This is a genomic window from Sutterella sp. AM11-39, from assembly GCF_003472385.1.
Lineage (GTDB): Bacteria > Pseudomonadota > Gammaproteobacteria > Burkholderiales > Burkholderiaceae_F > Duodenibacillus > Duodenibacillus intestinigallinarum.
In genome coordinates this window covers 212979-229771 of record NZ_QRLV01000002.1, presented here as the reverse complement: position 1 = coordinate 229771, position 16793 = coordinate 212979, and the positions used below count along the sequence as shown (strand labels likewise).

The 16793-nt window shown below is 56.2% G+C and carries 21 protein-coding genes and 1 tRNA gene; 18 read left to right on the top strand and 4 right to left on the bottom strand.

What is annotated here, in order from left to right:
• Positions 1 to 6: 6 nt before the first annotated feature.
• Positions 7 to 1245, bottom strand: a complete 1239-nt coding sequence (locus tag DW133_RS02960) for an MFS transporter (RefSeq protein ID WP_118275085.1) — start codon at positions 1243 to 1245, stop codon at positions 7 to 9.
• Between the two features lie 196 nt (positions 1246 to 1441).
• Between DW133_RS02960 and DW133_RS02955 the strand changes: the two genes are divergently transcribed.
• From DW133_RS02955 to DW133_RS02935, 5 genes are all read left to right on the top strand, one after another.
• Positions 1442 to 2179 (top strand): class I SAM-dependent methyltransferase, encoded by a 738-nt coding sequence (locus tag DW133_RS02955; protein ID WP_158571098.1) that lies wholly within the window; start codon positions 1442 to 1444, stop codon positions 2177 to 2179.
• Positions 2180 to 2300: 121 nt separating this feature from the next.
• A complete protein-coding gene (gene sstT / locus DW133_RS02950) occupies positions 2301 to 3575 on the top strand; it encodes a serine/threonine transporter SstT (RefSeq protein WP_233542088.1) in 1275 nt (424 codons plus the stop codon).
• A 101-nt stretch (positions 3576 to 3676) separates the two neighbouring features.
• Positions 3677 to 5506 (top strand): DNA helicase RecQ, encoded by a 1830-nt coding sequence (recQ, locus tag DW133_RS02945; RefSeq protein ID WP_118275205.1) that lies wholly within the window; start codon positions 3677 to 3679, stop codon positions 5504 to 5506.
• A 48-nt stretch (positions 5507 to 5554) separates the two neighbouring features.
• The gene (metC, locus tag DW133_RS02940; protein ID WP_118275079.1) at positions 5555 to 6745 is read left to right on the top strand and encodes a cystathionine beta-lyase; all 1191 of its coding nucleotides are present in this window, start codon (positions 5555 to 5557) and stop codon (positions 6743 to 6745) included.
• A 233-nt stretch (positions 6746 to 6978) separates the two neighbouring features.
• Entirely contained in the window at positions 6979 to 7809 is an 831-nt protein-coding gene (locus DW133_RS02935) for a hypothetical protein (RefSeq protein ID WP_147408848.1), read from the top strand.
• A gap of 47 nt (positions 7810 to 7856) precedes the next feature.
• Here the strand turns inward: DW133_RS02935 and DW133_RS02930 are convergent, their stop codons facing one another.
• Genes DW133_RS02930 through DW133_RS02920 form a run of 3 tightly spaced genes read right to left on the bottom strand, consistent with a single transcriptional unit; the run spans position 7857 to position 9330 of the window.
• On the bottom strand, positions 7857 to 8285 hold the full coding sequence (locus tag DW133_RS02930; RefSeq protein ID WP_118275075.1) for a DUF2721 domain-containing protein: 429 nt from the start codon (positions 8283 to 8285) through the stop codon (positions 7857 to 7859).
• Between the two features lie 15 nt (positions 8286 to 8300).
• Positions 8301 to 8762: a DUF2721 domain-containing protein gene (locus tag DW133_RS02925; RefSeq protein ID WP_118275073.1), complete on the bottom strand. Its 462-nt coding sequence runs from the start codon at positions 8760 to 8762 to the stop codon at positions 8301 to 8303.
• Between the two features lie 58 nt (positions 8763 to 8820).
• On the bottom strand, positions 8821 to 9330 hold the full coding sequence (locus DW133_RS02920) for a YbaK/EbsC family protein (RefSeq protein ID WP_118275071.1): 510 nt from the start codon (positions 9328 to 9330) through the stop codon (positions 8821 to 8823).
• 406 nt (positions 9331 to 9736) lie between these two features.
• Between DW133_RS02920 and ruvX the strand changes: the two genes are divergently transcribed.
• From ruvX to tatA, 13 genes are all read left to right on the top strand, one after another.
• A complete protein-coding gene (gene ruvX / locus DW133_RS02915) occupies positions 9737 to 10159 on the top strand; it encodes a Holliday junction resolvase RuvX (RefSeq protein WP_118275069.1) in 423 nt (140 codons plus the stop codon).
• A 12-nt stretch (positions 10160 to 10171) separates the two neighbouring features.
• Positions 10172 to 11011: a 1-acyl-sn-glycerol-3-phosphate acyltransferase gene (locus tag DW133_RS02910; protein WP_118275067.1), complete on the top strand. Its 840-nt coding sequence runs from the start codon at positions 10172 to 10174 to the stop codon at positions 11009 to 11011.
• The gene (locus tag DW133_RS02905) at positions 11011 to 11505 is read left to right on the top strand and encodes a thioesterase family protein (RefSeq protein ID WP_118275065.1); all 495 of its coding nucleotides are present in this window, start codon (positions 11011 to 11013) and stop codon (positions 11503 to 11505) included. Before DW133_RS02910 ends, DW133_RS02905 begins: the two co-directional genes overlap by 1 nt.
• Positions 11506 to 11632: 127 nt before the next feature.
• Positions 11633 to 12442, top strand: a complete 810-nt coding sequence (locus DW133_RS02900) for an ABC transporter ATP-binding protein (RefSeq protein ID WP_118275063.1) — start codon at positions 11633 to 11635, stop codon at positions 12440 to 12442.
• 8 nt (positions 12443 to 12450) lie between these two features.
• A complete protein-coding gene (mlaE, locus tag DW133_RS02895; protein WP_118275203.1) occupies positions 12451 to 13224 on the top strand; it encodes a lipid asymmetry maintenance ABC transporter permease subunit MlaE in 774 nt (257 codons plus the stop codon).
• A gap of 37 nt (positions 13225 to 13261) precedes the next feature.
• Positions 13262 to 13735, top strand: a complete 474-nt coding sequence (gene mlaD, locus DW133_RS02890) for an outer membrane lipid asymmetry maintenance protein MlaD (RefSeq protein WP_118275061.1) — start codon at positions 13262 to 13264, stop codon at positions 13733 to 13735.
• Positions 13736 to 13782: 47 nt separating this feature from the next.
• A complete protein-coding gene (locus tag DW133_RS02885; protein ID WP_118275059.1) occupies positions 13783 to 14577 on the top strand; it encodes a VacJ family lipoprotein in 795 nt (264 codons plus the stop codon).
• A 6-nt stretch (positions 14578 to 14583) separates the two neighbouring features.
• Entirely contained in the window at positions 14584 to 15240 is a 657-nt protein-coding gene (locus tag DW133_RS02880; RefSeq protein ID WP_233542087.1) for a phospholipid-binding protein MlaC, read from the top strand.
• Positions 15227 to 15493: a lipid asymmetry maintenance protein MlaB gene (locus DW133_RS02875; RefSeq protein WP_118275057.1), complete on the top strand. Its 267-nt coding sequence runs from the start codon at positions 15227 to 15229 to the stop codon at positions 15491 to 15493. The genes DW133_RS02880 and DW133_RS02875 overlap by 14 nt, the downstream gene beginning before the upstream one ends.
• Positions 15494 to 15562: 69 nt before the next feature.
• Positions 15563 to 15639: transfer RNA gene (locus DW133_RS02870), tRNA-Met, on the top strand.
• A gap of 130 nt (positions 15640 to 15769) precedes the next feature.
• Positions 15770 to 16141 carry a phosphoribosyl-ATP diphosphatase gene (locus tag DW133_RS02865; protein ID WP_118275055.1) on the top strand — a complete coding sequence of 124 codons (372 nt, stop codon included), beginning with the start codon at positions 15770 to 15772 and terminating at the stop codon, positions 16139 to 16141.
• Between the two features lie 11 nt (positions 16142 to 16152).
• Complete coding sequence (locus DW133_RS02860; protein ID WP_118275053.1) at positions 16153 to 16482, top strand: histidine triad nucleotide-binding protein; 330 nt, start codon at positions 16153 to 16155, stop codon at positions 16480 to 16482.
• Positions 16483 to 16547: 65 nt separating this feature from the next.
• Entirely contained in the window at positions 16548 to 16787 is a 240-nt protein-coding gene (gene tatA / locus DW133_RS02855; RefSeq protein ID WP_118275051.1) for a Sec-independent protein translocase subunit TatA, read from the top strand.
• The last annotated feature ends 6 nt before the right edge of the window (positions 16788 to 16793 follow it).

Here is a 16793-nt window from a genome sequence, read left to right as displayed (position 1 = left end):
TCTTGATCAGTCTTCGAGGAAGTCTTCGGTTTCGCGGCGCTCTTCAGCCAAAAGTTTGCGGCTTGCAGCGGCAAAGACCGCAAGCGCGCACAGGCACAGCGCCGCCGCACCGAAGAAGGGAAGGCCCGCGAGCGGATCGTCGGCGTGGTGGCCTGCTACCATCAGCATAGGCGTGGTAAAAGCCGGGGCGATGGCCCCCATGAGCGAGTGCACGGAACTTACCGTTCCCATCGTGGCCCCCTGCACGCTCATGGGCATGCGACGGCTCACGGTGCCTGATAAAAGCGGTGTCACGGAAGCCGAGAGCGCATAGAGGCAGAAGCACAGGCTCGCAATCAAGCCGGTGGGGCTCAGTGCAACCCCGATCAAGAGTCCTACACCCAAACCAAGGCTCGTGAGAGTGAGTTTGACGGGTGAAATGTAGAGCAACAGTCGCTGCAGACAGTAGCCTTGCACGACGGCGATGCCCAGACTCAAGCCGAAGATGGTGAGGCCGATTTCTCTGGGCGTAAAGCCGTATCGAAACTCGGTGTATAGCGCCCAGGAATACTGCATCAGACTGTTGGCCAGACTAAAGAGCGCGAGCGTGAGAACAAAGACGCGAATTTGAGGCAGCTTGAGCAGATGCGCAAGACTGCCGAAGGCGTTGTTCTTGCGCAGGCTGATGGGCTCGGTGCTGCGTTGCGCCAACGACTCAGGCAGCACAAGCAGGCCGTAGCCGAAATTGAGAAGCGTGACAACGCTTGCGACGATAAAGGGTATCTGCGGGTCGTTGCCGCCAAGAAGACCGCCCAACGCAGGGCCGACCAGAAAGCCCGCGCCGAACACGGCGCCGATCCGGCCGAAGGCGGCCGCGCGTTCATAACCCGTGGTGACGTCGGCAATATAAGCCTGAGCAACGGAAATATTGGCCGAAAGGAGTCCGCCTAAAATGCGGCTTGCGAGAATAGCTGTGAGGGAAGTGCTGACGGCGGGCACCGCGAACATGATGCCTAGGCCGCAGATGCCGCTTAACAAAACCGGACGACGGCCGATGCGATCCGACAGGGCTCCCAGAAAGGGGGAGGCAAGAAACTGCATGACGCCGTAGCTCAGCATGATCGTGCCGTACCACCACATCTGCTCGTCGCGCGTGTCGGTGAGTACGCCGATCAGGCGGGGCAATACGGGAATGATGAGGCCGATGCCCACAGCATCCAGAAAGATGCAGGCATAGATGAACCTCAGTCGGGACGGCAGTTTCATGCAGAAAAAACGAAGCGGTACGGCACCGGCGGCGCTTGGTCGAAAACACACCGATATTAACGAAAAGCACCGCGGATAGTATGCAAACAACGCGGTATAGAAACAAAAACCGCAACGAAATGCAGAGCAATGCCTGAGCCGGACGCCGGATTTTCTCGTAGCATGTCTAAGAGCTTTCAAAAAGGGGAAAGAGACCGTGATTCGAAGTGAAAACAATCAATCGGTGCTGCCGCAAATCACTCGGTATTGGGATCAGCGCGCGCAGGGCTACGCGCTTCAGGTTGATGACGAATTCAAGGAATCGCTTCAGGACGTGTATCTGCCATGGTTTGAATCGGTTGTTCCCGAGGGGTCGGTGCTTGACGTTGGTTGCGGACCGGGTTTTTTCTCGGTGTTGCTCGCCAAGGCGGGGTTTGCCGTCACGGCTTTTGACGCAAGCGCCGAGATGCTCAAAAAGGCCCGAGAGCGAGCAAACGTTATGGGCGCGTACATTGATGCGGTACTCGGCGACGCGCAGATTCTTCCCTTTGCCGATAACACGTTTGACTGTGTCTGCTCGCGCAATCTCGTCTGGAATCTCGAGATGCCTCAAACGGCATACAGAGAGTGGCTGCGCGTGTTAAAACCTGGCGGCTTATTGCTTATCTTTGACGGCAATCACTACCGTTATCTTTTCGATGAACGTTACGCGCGGGTACACAAAGCCTGGGAAGAGCGAAGCGATCATCAGATGCTCGGAGTGGACGCCCGCGTGATCGACGATATTGCGGCAAGGCTTCCGCTGAGCTGCCGGATGCGTCCGGATTGGGATGTCAAAACGCTTTCCGAACTGGGGGCACAGACGCAGAGCACGGTCCTGAAGACACTTGCGGATCCGAAAACCGGCGAGATTTTGGTGACCGATTTTGTTGTGCGGGCAGTCAAAGCGGATTGAAACGCAGATAAAAAGTGCAATCGATTGATACGAAATGAGCCGTTTGAGACTTATTGCTTAGAGCCTTTTTGTCTTCGAATTGTCACAATACGGAAACAAATATTTGCTGGGAGTCTTTCGAATGAATTCAAAACCTCGACGTCTGATGCATCGAGCCATGCCGCTGATCCTGGGTGGCAGTTTGGTTAAGCAAATCGTGATTGCTTTGGTGCTTGGCATCCTTCTGGCCCTCGTTGCTCCGGGCGCAGCTAAGTCCGTGGGCATTCTGGGGGGCCTTTTTGTGTCGGCCTTGAAGGCCGTGGCCCCGGTGCTCGTCTTCGTTCTTGTTGCGGCTGCCATTGCCAACCATCAGTCGGGCACGGCGGCACACATGCGTCCGATTCTGGTGCTCTATCTTGTAGGTACCTTCGCTGCTGCCACCACGGCCGTGATCTCCTTCTTCCTGTTTCCTGTGTCGGTGAACCTGATTTCGGACGCCAAGGAAGTGGCGACCCCCGGAGGCATCGGCGAAGTGCTTCAGAATTTGGTCTATAGCGTGGTGGACAATCCCGTGAAGGCGTTGATGCAGGGTAACTACATCTGCATCCTCTTCTGGGCTATCGGTCTGGGCATTGCCATCCGTAAGGCAAGCGATACGACACGTCTGGTGATGAACGACATCTCCGACGGCGTGGAATTCATCGTGCGCATTGTGATCCGCTGCGCGCCGATCGGCATCTTCGGTTTGGTGGCGAGCACCTTCGCGACCGAGGGTCTCGGATTGCTTGTGAACTACGCGCAGCTTCTGGTTTTGCTCGTGGGCAGCATGCTCTTTGTGGCGTTGGTACTCAATCCTCTGATCGTTTGGGTCTGCATCCGCAAAAACCCGTACCCGCTTACTTTCCAGACGCTTCGCGAGTCTGGCATCACGGCGTTCTTTACGCGCTCTTCTGCGGCCAACATCCCCGTCAACATCAATCTTTGCAAGCGCTTGGGTCTTGACGAAAGCATCTATCTGCTTTCGATTCCGCTCGGCGCCACGATCAATATGGCCGGTGCGGCCATCACGATTACGATTTTGAGTCTGTCGGCGGCCTACACGATGGGCGTGTCGGTGGACATTCCCACCGCCATCCTTTTGTGCGTGGTTGCGAGCCTTTGTGCCTGCGGCGCAGCGGGTGTGCCCGGGGGTTCTCTCATGCTCATTCCGCTTGCCTGCTCGCTCTTTGGTCTGGACAGTACCATCGCCATGCAGGTGGTGGCTGTGGGCTTTGTGATTGGCGTGGTGCAGGACTCCTGCGAAACGGCGCTCAATTCCTCTTCGGACGTGCTCTTTACGGCCGCGGCCTGCATGCGCTATGAGCGATTCAAGGAGCAGCGCCAGGCCGAAGTGCAGGAAGCACTGAAGGACATCTGACGAGCGCAAAACGCTAAAATCCGCAGCTGTTAGCGATTCGTGCGGCACGACTCGATACGGGACGTGCCGCTTTTTGTGGTGAGACGGTTTTGGCTGATTCGGTGAGCTCAACCTTAACGTGCGCTCAGGACATTCTTCATAGGGTGTTCGGGCTACATGACTTTCGCGGCTTTCAGGCCGACGTGATCGAAACGCTGGCGCAGGGGCGCGATGCGCTTGTTCTGATGCCCACGGGCGGCGGAAAGAGCTTGTGCTATCAGATTCCGGCACTCATGCGTGAGGGCGTGACGATCGTCGTGTCTCCTCTGATCGCGCTTATGGCCGATCAGGTTGCCGGACTCGAAGAGTTGGGCATTTCGGCAGCCTATCTCAATTCCGCACTGAGCTGGCCTCAGCAGCGCGATGTGCAGCGCCAGCTTGCCGCAGGAAGCATCAAGCTTCTTTATGTTGCTCCCGAACGCTTGGTGATGCCCGCAACGATCGAACTCTTAAAGCGCATCAAGATCGGGCTTTTTGCGATTGACGAAGCGCATTGCGTCTCGATGTGGGGGCACGACTTTCGCCCAGAATACGGCGCGCTCTCGATTCTGCGCGAACTATGGCCCGAAGTGCCGCGCGTGGCGCTCACGGCCACGGCCGACCTTAATACGCGCCGCGAAATCGTCGAAAAGCTTTTGATCGACCCCAAGGAATTCGTCGCGAGTTTCGATCGCCCCAACATCCGTTACCGCGTGGCCGAAAAGGGCAAGCCCGCCGAGACGCTTCGCGAGCTTGTCGACTTCATCAAGGAAGAGCACGCCGGCGACACGGGCATTGTCTACTGCATGTACCGCGCAACGACCGAGGATGTGGCCAATACGCTGTGCAATCACGGCATTCGTGCGCTCGCATATCACGGCGGCATGAGTCATGAGGATCGCACTGCCAATCTCGAAACGTTTCTGCGTGAAGACGGCGTGGTGATGGTGGCAACGATTGCCTTTGGCATGGGCATCGACAAGCCCGACGTGCGTTTCGTGGCGCACCTGGATATGCCCAAAAGCATTGAAAACTACTTCCAGGAAACGGGACGCGCCGGGCGGGATGGAAAACCGGCCGACGCGTGGATGGCCTACGGTTTGATCGACGCGGTCAATCAGCGCCGACTCATGGAGATGGGCGGAGGCGACGAAATGTACGCGCGGCTTACCCGCACCAAGCTTGAGGCAATGCTGGCACTGGCAGAAACCGCAGGCTGCCGGCGTCAGATGATTCTGAGATATTTTGGCGAGGAATCCGGCCCCTGCGGCAACTGCGACAACTGTCTGGAGCCGCCCAAGATGCACGAAGTCACCGAAGACGCCAAGCGTTTGGTGAGCTGCATTTGGCGCGTCAATCAGGCGGGCGGCACGGCTTTCGGCGCCAACTACATCGTGCAGGTGCTCCAAGGCGAAGCCACCGACCGCATTCTGTTAAACGGCCACGACAAGCTTTCAACCTTCGGCATCGGCAAGCATCTTTCGGCCGAGGAGTGGCGGCGCATTCTGCGCCAGCTCATCGCCCGCGACATCGTGCGCGTGGAAGCGCTGAACATGGGCGGACTGACGCTCGGACAGGCAAGAGGACTTTTGAAAGGCGAAGAACAGATTTTCATTCGCAGCACGCAGAAAGCGACTAAGCGGCGCCGCCGCATCTTTGAGGAACTCACGGGCGAAGACCTGGTGATTTTCGAGCGCCTAAAGCAGTGGCGACGGGAAAAAGCCAACGAAACCGGCAAACTGCCTTATCAGGTTTTTAATGATGCGACGCTCGAAGACATCGTTCGTCTGCGTCCGATCAACAGCGGGCAGCTCGCACAAGCCTCGGGCGTGGGGGAAGTGAAGCTCGCGCGTTACGGCCGCGAAGTGCTTCAAATCATTCGCGAATATGTTGCCCCCGGAAAGAGCGCGTAGGCGTTTGTTTCGGTAGCATAGTCGGCGTATCGAATACAAGGAAAACTTATGAGCGACTCGATCGATTACAAGCAGGCCGGGCCTGCAACGGTTCTGGTGCATGCCGGGCGGCATCGCAACAAGGAACACCGCTTCGTCAATCCTCCGATTGTGAAAGGCTCGACCGTGCTGCATGAATCTGTCAAGGACATGATCGAGCGTGAAGAGCACCGTAATCAGTTGATCGAGGATGTGCCTACGTACGGCATCTGGGGCACGGAAACGCACAAGGCTTTTTACGATGCGATGAAAACGCTCGAGGGCGCGGCAGGCGTCTGGGCGTTCGCTTCGGGGTTGGCGAGCACGACCACGCCGCTTTTTGCGTTTGTGCATTCGGGCTGCCATGCGCTTTTCATGGACACCATTTACGGCCCCACGCGTGACTTTGCCGAAAAGATTCTCACGAAGATGGGCGTGGAAGTGGAATTTTTCGACCCCTATATCGGTGCGGCCATTGAGGAGAAATTCAAATCCAACACGACCTTGCTGGTGATGGAAACACCGGGTTCGCACAGCTTTGAATTGCCCGACGTGCCGGCAATCGCCGCCAAGTGCAAGGAGCATGGCGTCTGGAGCGTGATCGACAACACGTGGGCAACGCCGCTTTACTTCAAGCCTTTGGCTGTTGGCGTCGATGTTGTCGTGCATGCCGCCACCAAATACATCGCAGGCCATTCCGACATCCTGATGGGCGTGGTGTGCTGCAACGAGAAGGCTTGGCCCAAGGTGTTTGATGCCGTGACGACGATGGGACAAACCGCAACGCCCGACGATGTGTATGTAGCCTACCGCGGACTGCATACGATGAAGGCGCGCATTGAAGCAGCGTTTGAAAACGCCAAGCTGGTGGTCGACTGGCTTCAGAATCGTCCTGAAGTCGAAAGGGTGCTCTGGCCGGTGTTGGAAAGCCATCCGGATCATGCGATTTTCAAGCGTGACTTTACGGGCGGCACGACGCTCTTTTCGGTGGTCTTCAAACCCGAATACGACGGCAAGCTTGCGCCTATGATCGATGCGCTCAAAATTTTCGGCCGCGGCTATTCCTGGGGCGGCTTCGAGAGTTTGCTGATTCCCGGTTACGGCAAGCGGACCGAACGAAACTCTCCTTTCAATCGCATGGTTCGCGTGGCCGTAGGTCTAGAAGATCCTAAAGACTTGATTGCCGACTTGCAGCAGGCTTTTGAAAAGCTCGCGAACTGAGAGTCTGTGTCAAAAAAGCCTCACAGAGGGGGTCGCGTTGGATTTTTGGCGTGAAATTTCATGCGATGCCCGTATGCTCGGCGGTCGTGGTGTAGACTCAAACAGATGACCTGCGCTTAAAGGAAAGTGCGGGTGCTTTTGACGTGGATTGAGGGCAGATCCTGCAAACCGAGGAGATAAAGATGATTTTGCAGAAGATCAGAGGTTTTTTTGAATGGCTTGGCAAACGAAGCATGGCAAAAAGCCGCAAGGCGCTCAATTACGAATGGACAACGATGCGGCCCGAAGGTGAAGCGCCGGTCAAGACAGTGAATATTGACGAGCCGCCGGCCCCCGAACGCCCCGCTCCCGTCAAGGCCGTGGATGTGCCCGCAACCAAGTCCGATGCTGCAGTTTCCGCACCGACGCCTGCAGAACCCGATGTTGAAAAACAAATGGCTGCCATTCTTAAGGAATTCACCGTCAGCGCCGCCATTCAGTTGTTGCAGGGCAAGTTTGAGAAAGCCGCGGACGTGCGCCGCAGTCGTATGGCGCTCTTTACTTTCCTGAAGGATAACCCGGAAGCGGTTGCGTTCCTGCAGGAACAGGCAAAGCAGAAGAAGGCGGCAAAGAAACCCGCAAAGAAGACCACGACGGCAAAGAAGACGGCTCGCCGCACGGCTATCAAGCAGGCTGCAGCGGAATCCTCCGCAGAAGGAAAAACGGAGAAACCTGTTGCGAAAAAGCCTGCTGCGAAAAAGGCCGCACCTAAGAAATCGGCGACCAAGCCTGTCGAATCGAAAGAGGTAGTGCAGAGCGCGGTCGAAAAACCCGTTGACGCAAATCAGAAGACCGAAGAACCGGCACCTGCCGTCAAGCCCGCACCTCGCAAAACCACGGTAAAACGCACTGCGGCGAAAAAGACGGTTAGTGCTGCCGAAACGCAGCAAGCGGCTTCCGCAAAGAAACCTGCGGCACGCAAGACGGCCGTTAAAAAGCCGGCTGTGCGCAGGGCTGCTCCCAAGACGACCGAAGAGAGCAAGCCTGCAGAACCGGCTCCTGATGCGGAAAAGACTTCCGCGTAAGCGTAATTTGGAATCAAGGAAAAGGCGCCTTCGGACGCCTTTTCCTTTTAGTGGTGCACGCTGATGCCCAAGGCTTTAAGCGAGGTGCCAACTTCCAGCGAGAAATACGCCGTGGAGATGACGATCATGGCTACCGATGCGAGCAGGAAAACGTGCTTGGCAGTGTCGAGATCGAGATCGAAAATGGCGCCAAGCGTGCTTGTCAGCACGAGTAGCCCCGCACAGGCGGCCGACAGCACCACAAAAAGAATCGCCTTGCGGAGCAATTCCGCGCGGTGAAAGATGAGCTCGATGGCTTCGGCCAGGTGCGGGTCGGTGCCGCCCGTCATTTCATCGGCGTGCAGAAGCTGACGAACGCGTGCGGTCGTGTGGTCGTAGCGGGCCGACATCGTCAAAAGCAAAAGACCGACACCCGAGATGAGCGTGATCGGCGTAAGGGCCGAGCTGAGGATCAGCGTAAAGTCGATGTGATTCATGGCAAATCGGGCAAATTAGTTGGTGAAACGACGGCGGCGGATGGCGCTTTCCTGTTCTTTGCGCAGAGCCAACGCTTTGAGAGACGTGGTCACTTCAAGCGCAAAGAAGATGGTGGAGATGACGATCAGGCCGACGCAGCACAGCAGCAGAATGTGTTTGGCGACCAGAAGGTCGACTCCGAACATGCCTTCGAGCGTCGAAGCCAGAATGAGCAGGCCGGAACTGGCTGCCGAAAGAACCACGAAGAGAATCGCCTTGCGGAGCAGTTCGGCACGGTGATAGTTGAGGATCAGACGTTCTTCGATTCCCGGATCAAAGTCAGGTGAACGACCTTGCTGGCGAAGATTTTCTCGGACGCGGTCGCAAGCTTGCGCGTAGCGGGCCGACATGGCCATAAGCAATAGCCCCACGCCAGAAATTAAGGTAATGGGAGTGAGCGCCGAGCTCAGGATGGAAGCAAAATCAATGTGCGGCATTTGACACTGAAAAGAGAATTTGACGCCCCTTCGAGGAATTTCGAAAGGGGCGGAAATTCTAAGCAATTTCAGTGGCTTCGGAAGCTTTGATGAAAGAAATTTCTTTTGGAGCCACGATGCGGTGGAAGTCTTCCGTATTGATGATGATGGAGACGTCACGCGCGCCGGCGTTGAAGGCGAGCTCTCCGTAACGAGTAAAGAGAGTAGGGTCGGCTACGTTGAGAAGTTTTTCGTGCAATGCGACCGGAGGTACGGCTCCCAGGATGCAGCCGGTGAGGTCCAGCACTTCTTCAGGACTGCAAAGGCCTGCTCGGGTAGCGCCCAGAGCTTGCGCGAGCTTTTTAAGGTCGGCTTGCTGATCGGCCGGCAGCACCGCCAGGACGTACTGCTTGACGCCGTTACCTTTGGCCATGCATACCAACGCCTTAGCGCCTTGTCCTACCTCGGTACCACGCACTTTGGCAACCGATTCGCTGGATCGATCGCCCGCGGGGTGGTGAACGACGCGGTAGCGGGCTTGCCCCGCATCGAATTTTTCGCAGAGTTTCTGAAGAACGTTTTCAACCATGATGTGTCTTCTCACAAACATAAACGGAAAAACAGTCTCATGATAAACGCAACGGGCCAAACCAAATTGACATCCTCCCACCGACTCACGTCGGGGGGCCTGCTGGCAGGCATTGCCTGCTGCAGATAGGTTTCTGTTGCTGATCTCTAACGGGATTCACTTCACAGACGATCCGAGCCCGCCCGGCTCTTCCTCAAAATATTCCCTGAGCGCATCAGTTCGCGGTCAAGATCCTTGAGTGTCTGCTGCAAAGTCTGGGCCGGTGATTCAGACAACCAAAGACTGGAATCGTCCTTCTTCCAGCCAACCAACATCCGCCAGCTCACGCAGGCGGTCTTCTGGCGGTCAGATAAAATGAAGGGCCTTGGGCCGCTACGGCGGTCATTGTCAATGATGAATTGAAAATATGGTTGAAGGCACCGTTTTAGGGTTTGATTTCGGTGAAAAGCGGATCGGGGTGGCCGTCGGTTCAACGCTCACGGGCTCGGCGCGGCCGCTGTGCATCATTCAGGCCGCAGCCGGAAAGGATGCCAAATGGCAGGCTGTTGCGGATCTGGTGGCTCAGTGGGAGCCGTCGGCTTTCGTTGTGGGACTGCCCACACAGCGAGACGGATCCTCAGAGCCTGCTACGCGCATGGCTTTGAATTTTGCCAAGCGCCTCTACGGTCGAACGAAACTTCCGGTTTATATGACCGATGAACGCTTTTCGTCGGTTGTGGTTGATGACGGAACGGGGGCGTTTGACGACAAGTCGGCCGCCGTCATTCTTCAGCAGTGGTTTGACGAAGGTTCGCCCGAGCGTCAGCCGCAGGACATTGAAATTCCGTAAAGGTACAAAAAGATGCAAGTGCTGATCGGTGCGGCCCGCTTTGCCGCCGTCTTTGTATACATCGTGTGCTGCTTTGTCCTCATTTTCGGGGTGTTTCCGTTTTCGACTCCCGAGGGTAAAGGCCGCATCATTCGGCGTTGGTCGGCCCGCATTCTGCGATGGCTCGGTGTCAAGGTCGACGTTTTCGGACAGTACAACGGGGACGCGCGCGTTCGGGACAGCGGACGCACACCCGGCCAGATCGGGCGCCTGATCGTGGCCAACCACGTTTCGTTTTTGGATATCTTTGCTCTCAATTGCGTGTTCCCTTCCGCTTTTGTGGCCAAAGCCGAAATTGCGCGTTGGCCCGTGTTCGGGTTTATTGCCAAATCCGTTGATACGGTGTTTATCGAGCGCGGCAATCGCCGTTCTCTCATCAACACGGCCGAAGCCATGGCTAAGGCACTGGACGAAGGACGAAATCTTTTGATGTTTCCGGAAGGAACGACCTCCGATGGTACCGGGCTCAAAAAAATGCACGGCAATCTGATGGAAGGCGCCGTGCGCCGGCATGCCGAGGTGATCCCCGTGGTGCTGCGATACAAAACGAAGGGACAGGTGACGACGACGCCCGCCTACGTCGGCGACGTCGGACTCTTCGAGTGCTTGTGGAAGGTGGTGACGATGGAGGATCTTCATCTGGAAATTCACATTCTCGAGCCGCTTCGCGGTGAAAATCGCCACGCGTTATGCCGCCAGGTGAGTGCTGATATGTGCGCTTTGATCGGTTGTGCGGATCCGCTAGCGGATTTGGAGACAGCATCAATTCAGACTCCCGCCGCGGTTGTCGAAAAAGAAAAAGCAGGTGCGTGATGTTTGATGGAATTACTAAGTTTGAGGTTCAAGTCAAGCCTGAGGACCTTGACGAACTCAACCACGTCAACAATGTCGTCTACATGCGCTGGCTTGAAATGGCCGCGCGCGAGGGCAGCGCGGACGCGGGCTGGCCCACCGAGCGCTATTTCAGGGAAGGCCTGGGCGCCTGGGTCGTGCGCAAGCACTGGATCGAATATCTTCGTGACTGCAAACTGGGTGACATCATTGAGGTCTATACCTGGGTGCAGGAGTTTTCTGTAAGCACCAGTCTGCGCCGTTATGCCATGAAGGTGAACGGCAAATTGTGTTGCGTGGCAGCAACGGAATGGGTTTATATCGACTTGAAGACGCGCCGCGCAAGCGAGCTGCCCGAACAGGTCGAATCGTGCTTCAGGATCGTGCCCGCCGATGATCCGCGCCTTAAGGAACTCGGCATTGCGCGGCCCGTTCGCTATTTGCCCACGGCGATGCGAACAACGCACGGCGCATGAGGAAATCGTTCCTGATCTTTGAAGATTGAAGCCCGAGCAAGGGGTTTCATTCGTGCAATAATCACCTGTGCTTTTGTTAATGAACGCAGGTTCAGGGCTTTGTGCGCTCTTTTTTCAGCCGGTTACTATGTCTTTATCCGATCCGTTTTTAAGCATTGAGGACGTGACGTTTAGCTACGGCAACGGTCGCGTGATTCTCAACGATGTGACGCTCCGATTCGGGAGAGGTCAGGTTGTGGCCATCATGGGCGGTTCGGGCATGGGCAAAACGACGCTGTTAAAGCTCATCGGCGGTTTGATCCGGCCCCAGAAGGGGCGCATCCTCTTTGACGGCACCGATGTGGCGACGGCCGATACGCAAGCCTTGTACCGCGCGCGACGCAAGATGGGCATGCTGTTTCAGTTCGGCGCTCTCTTTACTGATATGTCGGTATTCGAAAACGTGGCTTTTCCGCTGCGCGAGCAAACTGACTTCGATGAGGAAATGATTCGCGATCTGGTACTCATGAAGCTCGATGCCGTGGGGCTTCGCGGTGCCGCCGATCTGATGCCGAGCGCCATTTCGGGTGGTATGGCCCGCCGCGTTGCTCTGGCGCGCGCCATTGCTCTGGATCCCGCACTCATCATGTACGACGAGCCATTTGCCGGTTTGGATCCGATTTCGATGGGCATCACTGCGCAGCTCATCCGTAAGCTCACGGACGCGCTGCAGGCCACGGCCATTATCGTGACGCACGACGTGGCCGAAACGTTTGAGATTGCCGACTACGTCTATATGGTCAACGCCGGTCGCATTGCTGCGCAGGGAACGCCCGAGGAACTCACGGCTTCGACCGATCCATACGTTTGCCAGTTCCTCAAGGGATTGCCCGACGGTCCGGTGGCGTTTCACTATCCGGCCAAGTCGGTTGAAGAAGAATTCGGGGTGCGTTCATGAACATCTTGATGAGATTTTTCTGCTGGCTCGGCCGCTACTCGATTCGCCAGATTCGAGCGATCGGTCGTTTGGCGCTTTTTTCGTTTCACGTCTTTCGCAATATTCCGGGTGCGCTCTCGCGCTTTTATCTGATTGCGCAGCAGACGCACTTCATCGGTAACTATTCGCTGTCGATCATTTCGGTTTCGGGCCTGTTCGTGGGCTTCGTGCTAGGGCTGCAGGGCTACTACGTACTGGTGCGCTACGGCAGTGATCAGGCGCTCGGCGTGATGGTGGCGCTCTCATTGATGCGTGAATTGGGGCCTGTGGTGGCGGCGCTGTTGTTTGCCGGCCGCGCAGGGACGTCGCTTACGGCCGAAATCGGTCTGATGCGCTCAGGCGAACAGTTGGCGGCCATGGAGATGATGGGGGTCGATCCGATTCGTCGCATTGTTGTGCCGCGTTTCTTGGGCACGGTGATCTCGATGCCACTGCTTGCCATTATCTTCTCGGCCGTTGGCATCATCGGTGCCTGGATCGTGGGTGTCGGGCTGATTGGAACCGATAACGGCGCCTTCTGGTCTCAGATGCAGGACGGCGTGGACTTTTTCTCGGATGTGGTCAACGGCGTGATCAAAAGCGTGGTCTTCGGCATTGCTGTCGGGTTGATCGCACTGTTTCAGGGTTATATTGCGCGCCCGACGCCCGAAGGGGTTTCGCAGGCGACGACGCGTACCGTGGTGGTGAGTTCGCTCCTGGTCTTGGGGCTCGACTTCATCATGACGGCCTTTATGTTCTCTTAATCGATAAACGGTTTTGCCACGGACTTCGGTGAAAACTATGGAACGCAAGACAGTTGAATTTTGTGTGGGACTTTTCGTACTGCTGGGGTTTTTGGCCTTGATTTTCGTGTCGCTGCAGGCGGCGAATCTGGGAAACTTCAGCTGGAACGCGAAAACGTATGAGCTCAATGCCAACTTCGACAACATCGGCGGACTGAAGCCGCGTGCTCCCGTCAAAAGTGCCGGTGTTGTGGTGGGACGCGTCAAAGAGATCAAGTTTGATCAGGCCTCCTTCCAGGCCACCGTCGTGCTCAACATCGAGTCGCAGTACAAGTTCCCTGCCGACAGTTCGGCGCAGATTCTGACATCGGGCCTGCTCGGCGAACAGTACATCGGTATCTCTGCGGGCGGAGCCGATGAAGACATGGCTCCGGGTGCACGTTTCGAGCAGACTCAGTCGGCTGTCGTACTCGAAAACCTGATCAGTCAGTTCATGTTGCAGTTTGCTGAAAAAGGCGGCTCCGACAAATAATTCATCCTTATGACAACAGACATTCGCAAAGTAGAAGCAGGATAAAAATGAAAACTTTGCCAAAGTTCGCTCTCGTGCTTGCGGCCGTTGCTTCCTTGGCCGGGTGTGTTTCCGTGCCTGACAATGCCGGACAAGATCCGTCCGATCCTTGGGAGACAATGAACCGAAATACGTTTGCGTTCAACCAGAAGCTCGATACGTATGTGTACCGTCCGGTGGCCAAGGGCTATGAATTTGTCGTTCCGGAATACGCGCGCGAACGCATCGGCAACATCTACGTGAACCTCAATGAGCCGGCCAATGCGATCAACAACGCACTGCAGGGCAAGGGCGAGGGAGCTCTAGTAAGCTTGTTCCGCCTGATGATCAATACGACGCTGGGTCTGGGCGGTATGTACGACGTTGCCGGTACTGCAGCCAACCAGCCCACGCGCCGAGAGGACTTTGGGCAAACGCTAGCCGTTTGGGGCGTCGGCAACGGTCCCTATTTCGTGATTCCGTTCTTAGGACCGTCGACCTTGCGCGATGCGCCGAGTTTGGGCGTTGACTATCTGACAGCTCCACAGACGTGGATGGACGGTGGTTGGGCCGAATGGGCGGCCTGGGGTGTGTTTGCGATGGACTATCGCCTGCGCATGATGCCCGCCACCGATCTTCTCGAGGGCGCGGTCGATCCTTATCTGATGGCTCGCGAAGCCTATCTGTCGACTCGCCGCAACGCGGTCTACGACGGCAATCCTCCGCTGGAATTCCCGGAAGATGAATTCGAAGACGAGCTTGAAGACGAAGCAACCGATACTGCAGAAGCGCCGCAGCAGCCGGCCGCTGAAGCAAAGGAGTAAAAAGCCATGCTGGATATGATGATCGGTAAGCGCCGTTTGCTGACGGCAATGGGGGCGGCGGTTGTTTTGGCTGCCATTACGGGCCCTGCAGCATGGGCTGCCGACGCCAAGGGCGATCCGGAACAGTGGATTGTGGAGATCAGCAACAAGATCCTTGAAGACATTCGTACGGACGCTCAGTTGAGTCAGGCCGATCCTGCACGCGTGCGTCGCTTCGTCGATGAACAGATCATGCCGGTGGTTGACTTTGAGCGCATGACACGCACGGCTGTTGGCCCGAAGTGGCGTCAGGCTACCAAGGAGCAACGCAAGGAGCTCATGGACTTGTTCCGCGAACAGCTCATCCGCGTGTATTCCGGTGCGTTGGCCACCGTCAAGGATCAGACGTTTAAGCTTGCGCCCAATCGAGTAAAGCCCACGGCGACCGACGCGATTGTTCGTACGCTGCTTGTGTCTCCGGGTAAGCCCGATATGCGCATCAACTACCGACTGAAGAAAGTAAAGGGCGAATGGCGCATCATTGACGTGGACGTGGAAGGCATTTGGATTGTGGACAACTACCGCACGCAGTTTGCGAGCGTGGCCAATCAGTCCGGTATCGATGGCCTGATTAAGACGCTGCGCGAGAAGAACGAACAGGCGGCTCAAAATGCGTCTAAGTGAGGAAAAGATCACGCGAGGCAACGCCGTTGCCGTGAAGGCGGCGGTGTTGGCTTCGGCGCAGGCGGGAGACACTGTTCTTGATTTTTCCAATGTCAAGAGTGTGGATTCGACGTCCGTGTCGATTCTGATGTCGTGGGTGCGTACGCTTCAGTCCTTGCAGCGCACGCCGGAAATCCGTTGCGTGCCGGAAAAAATGCTCTCTCTGATGCGGCTCTACGGTGTGAACGATCTGCTTGCGCCGTACTTCAAGTGAGGCAAAAGAAAAAAATTTCGGAAACCCCCTTGACAAGTGCAAGAGGCTTTGGAATAATGCCGATCTCTCGGCGCATTAGCTCAGTCGGTTAGAGCAGAGGAATCATAATCCTTGTGTCCGCGGTTCGAGTCCGTGATGCGCCACCAAATTTTTATGCAGCGTTCAAACGAACGAGGCAGAACAAAAAGTCGCATTCCCTGCAATAATACGGGTTTGCGGCTTTTTTGTTTTTGTCGCACGATTTTCACATGCGCACGCGCGCAAGGGGAGGGCCGAATGGCCGATCATGAGCTTGTCAGCACGCAACTTCCCGATCATGATGTTTCGGGGGTTTTGTCGGCATTGGCCGATGTGATAGAGTCCCGCAAGGGCAGCGATCCTCAGAAAAGCTATGTGGCCAAGCTCTTTTCCAAGGCTCCCGACGGCGTCCTGAAAAAAATCGGCGAAGAGGCGGTCGAGTGCGTGATGGCAGCTAAGGACGAGAACAAAAAGGACATCATTTACGAAACGGCAGACCTGTGGTTTCACTCCCTCGTCATGCTTTCGCAGTACGGCCTGCGTCCGGAGCACGTGCTCGCGGAGCTTGAGCGCCGCGAAGGCTTGAGCGGACTGGAAGAGAAGCGTCGTCGTTTCGATCCGTTGAAGTAAGAGGTAAGAAAATGGACTGCATCTTCTGCAAGATCGCTCACCGTGAAATCGCCACGCCGCTCATCTACGAAGACGACGACGTGGTCGCCTTCAACGACATCAATCCGAAGGCTCCGATTCACTTTTTGATCATTCCGAAAAAACACATCGTTTCTCTTGCCGAAGCCGGTACCGAAGATGCCGCACTTCTGGGTAAAATGATCAACCTTGTTCCCGTTCTGGCAAAGAAGATGGGCTGCGAAGGCGGCTTCAGGACGGTGATCAATACCGGCCGCGACGGCGGTCAGGAGGTGCCGCACCTGCACATTCACGTGCTCGGCGGTCCGCAGCCGTGGAAGTAATCGCTTCTTTCGGGCAAAATTTGCGAACTTGAACAAATTGAACCTTAACCACTAGGAGTTAACAAATGGGTTCCCTTTCGATTTGGCACTGGCTCATCGTTCTCGTCATTGTTGTGCTGGTTTTCGGTACCGGCAAGCTCAAGAATATGGGCAAGGATCTGGGCGGCGCCATCAAGGGCTTTAAGGAAGGTATGAAGGAAGGCGATGCCGACCCGAAGGCTTCCGCTGAAGCGCCCAAGCAGGTGGCTTCCGAGAAGACGGCCGAAACGATTGACGTCAAGGCCACGGAAAAGAAAGAAGCCTAATTGGCT

What these genes read in the sequence shown, in the direction of transcription:
- DW133_RS02910 (WP_118275067.1), top strand. Translation starts at nt 10,172, where the DNA reads ATGCAAGTGCTGATCGGTGCGGCCCGCTTTGCCGCCGTCTTTGTATAC.
- DW133_RS02920 (WP_118275071.1), bottom strand. Translation starts at nt 9,330, where the DNA reads ATGGTTGAAAACGTTCTTCAGAAACTCTGCGAAAAATTCGATGCGGGG.
- DW133_RS02860 (WP_118275053.1), top strand. Translation starts at nt 16,153, where the DNA reads ATGGACTGCATCTTCTGCAAGATCGCTCACCGTGAAATCGCCACGCCG.
- DW133_RS02960 (WP_118275085.1), bottom strand. Translation starts at nt 1,245, where the DNA reads ATGAAACTGCCGTCCCGACTGAGGTTCATCTATGCCTGCATCTTTCTG.
- sstT (WP_233542088.1), top strand. Translation starts at nt 2,301, where the DNA reads ATGAATTCAAAACCTCGACGTCTGATGCATCGAGCCATGCCGCTGATC.
- DW133_RS02930 (WP_118275075.1), bottom strand. Translation starts at nt 8,285, where the DNA reads ATGAATCACATCGACTTTACGCTGATCCTCAGCTCGGCCCTTACGCCG.
- ruvX (WP_118275069.1), top strand. Translation starts at nt 9,737, where the DNA reads ATGGTTGAAGGCACCGTTTTAGGGTTTGATTTCGGTGAAAAGCGGATC.
- DW133_RS02865 (WP_118275055.1), top strand. Translation starts at nt 15,770, where the DNA reads ATGGCCGATCATGAGCTTGTCAGCACGCAACTTCCCGATCATGATGTT.
- DW133_RS02900 (WP_118275063.1), top strand. Translation starts at nt 11,633, where the DNA reads ATGTCTTTATCCGATCCGTTTTTAAGCATTGAGGACGTGACGTTTAGC.
- mlaE (WP_118275203.1), top strand. Translation starts at nt 12,451, where the DNA reads ATGAGATTTTTCTGCTGGCTCGGCCGCTACTCGATTCGCCAGATTCGA.
- DW133_RS02875 (WP_118275057.1), top strand. Translation starts at nt 15,227, where the DNA reads ATGCGTCTAAGTGAGGAAAAGATCACGCGAGGCAACGCCGTTGCCGTG.
- DW133_RS02905 (WP_118275065.1), top strand. Translation starts at nt 11,011, where the DNA reads ATGTTTGATGGAATTACTAAGTTTGAGGTTCAAGTCAAGCCTGAGGAC.
- DW133_RS02935 (WP_147408848.1), top strand. Translation starts at nt 6,979, where the DNA reads ATGGCAAAAAGCCGCAAGGCGCTCAATTACGAATGGACAACGATGCGG.
- DW133_RS02880 (WP_233542087.1), top strand. Translation starts at nt 14,584, where the DNA reads ATGCTGGATATGATGATCGGTAAGCGCCGTTTGCTGACGGCAATGGGG.
- mlaD (WP_118275061.1), top strand. Translation starts at nt 13,262, where the DNA reads ATGGAACGCAAGACAGTTGAATTTTGTGTGGGACTTTTCGTACTGCTG.
- tatA (WP_118275051.1), top strand. Translation starts at nt 16,548, where the DNA reads ATGGGTTCCCTTTCGATTTGGCACTGGCTCATCGTTCTCGTCATTGTT.
- DW133_RS02925 (WP_118275073.1), bottom strand. Translation starts at nt 8,762, where the DNA reads ATGCCGCACATTGATTTTGCTTCCATCCTGAGCTCGGCGCTCACTCCC.
- metC (WP_118275079.1), top strand. Translation starts at nt 5,555, where the DNA reads ATGAGCGACTCGATCGATTACAAGCAGGCCGGGCCTGCAACGGTTCTG.
- DW133_RS02885 (WP_118275059.1), top strand. Translation starts at nt 13,783, where the DNA reads ATGAAAACTTTGCCAAAGTTCGCTCTCGTGCTTGCGGCCGTTGCTTCC.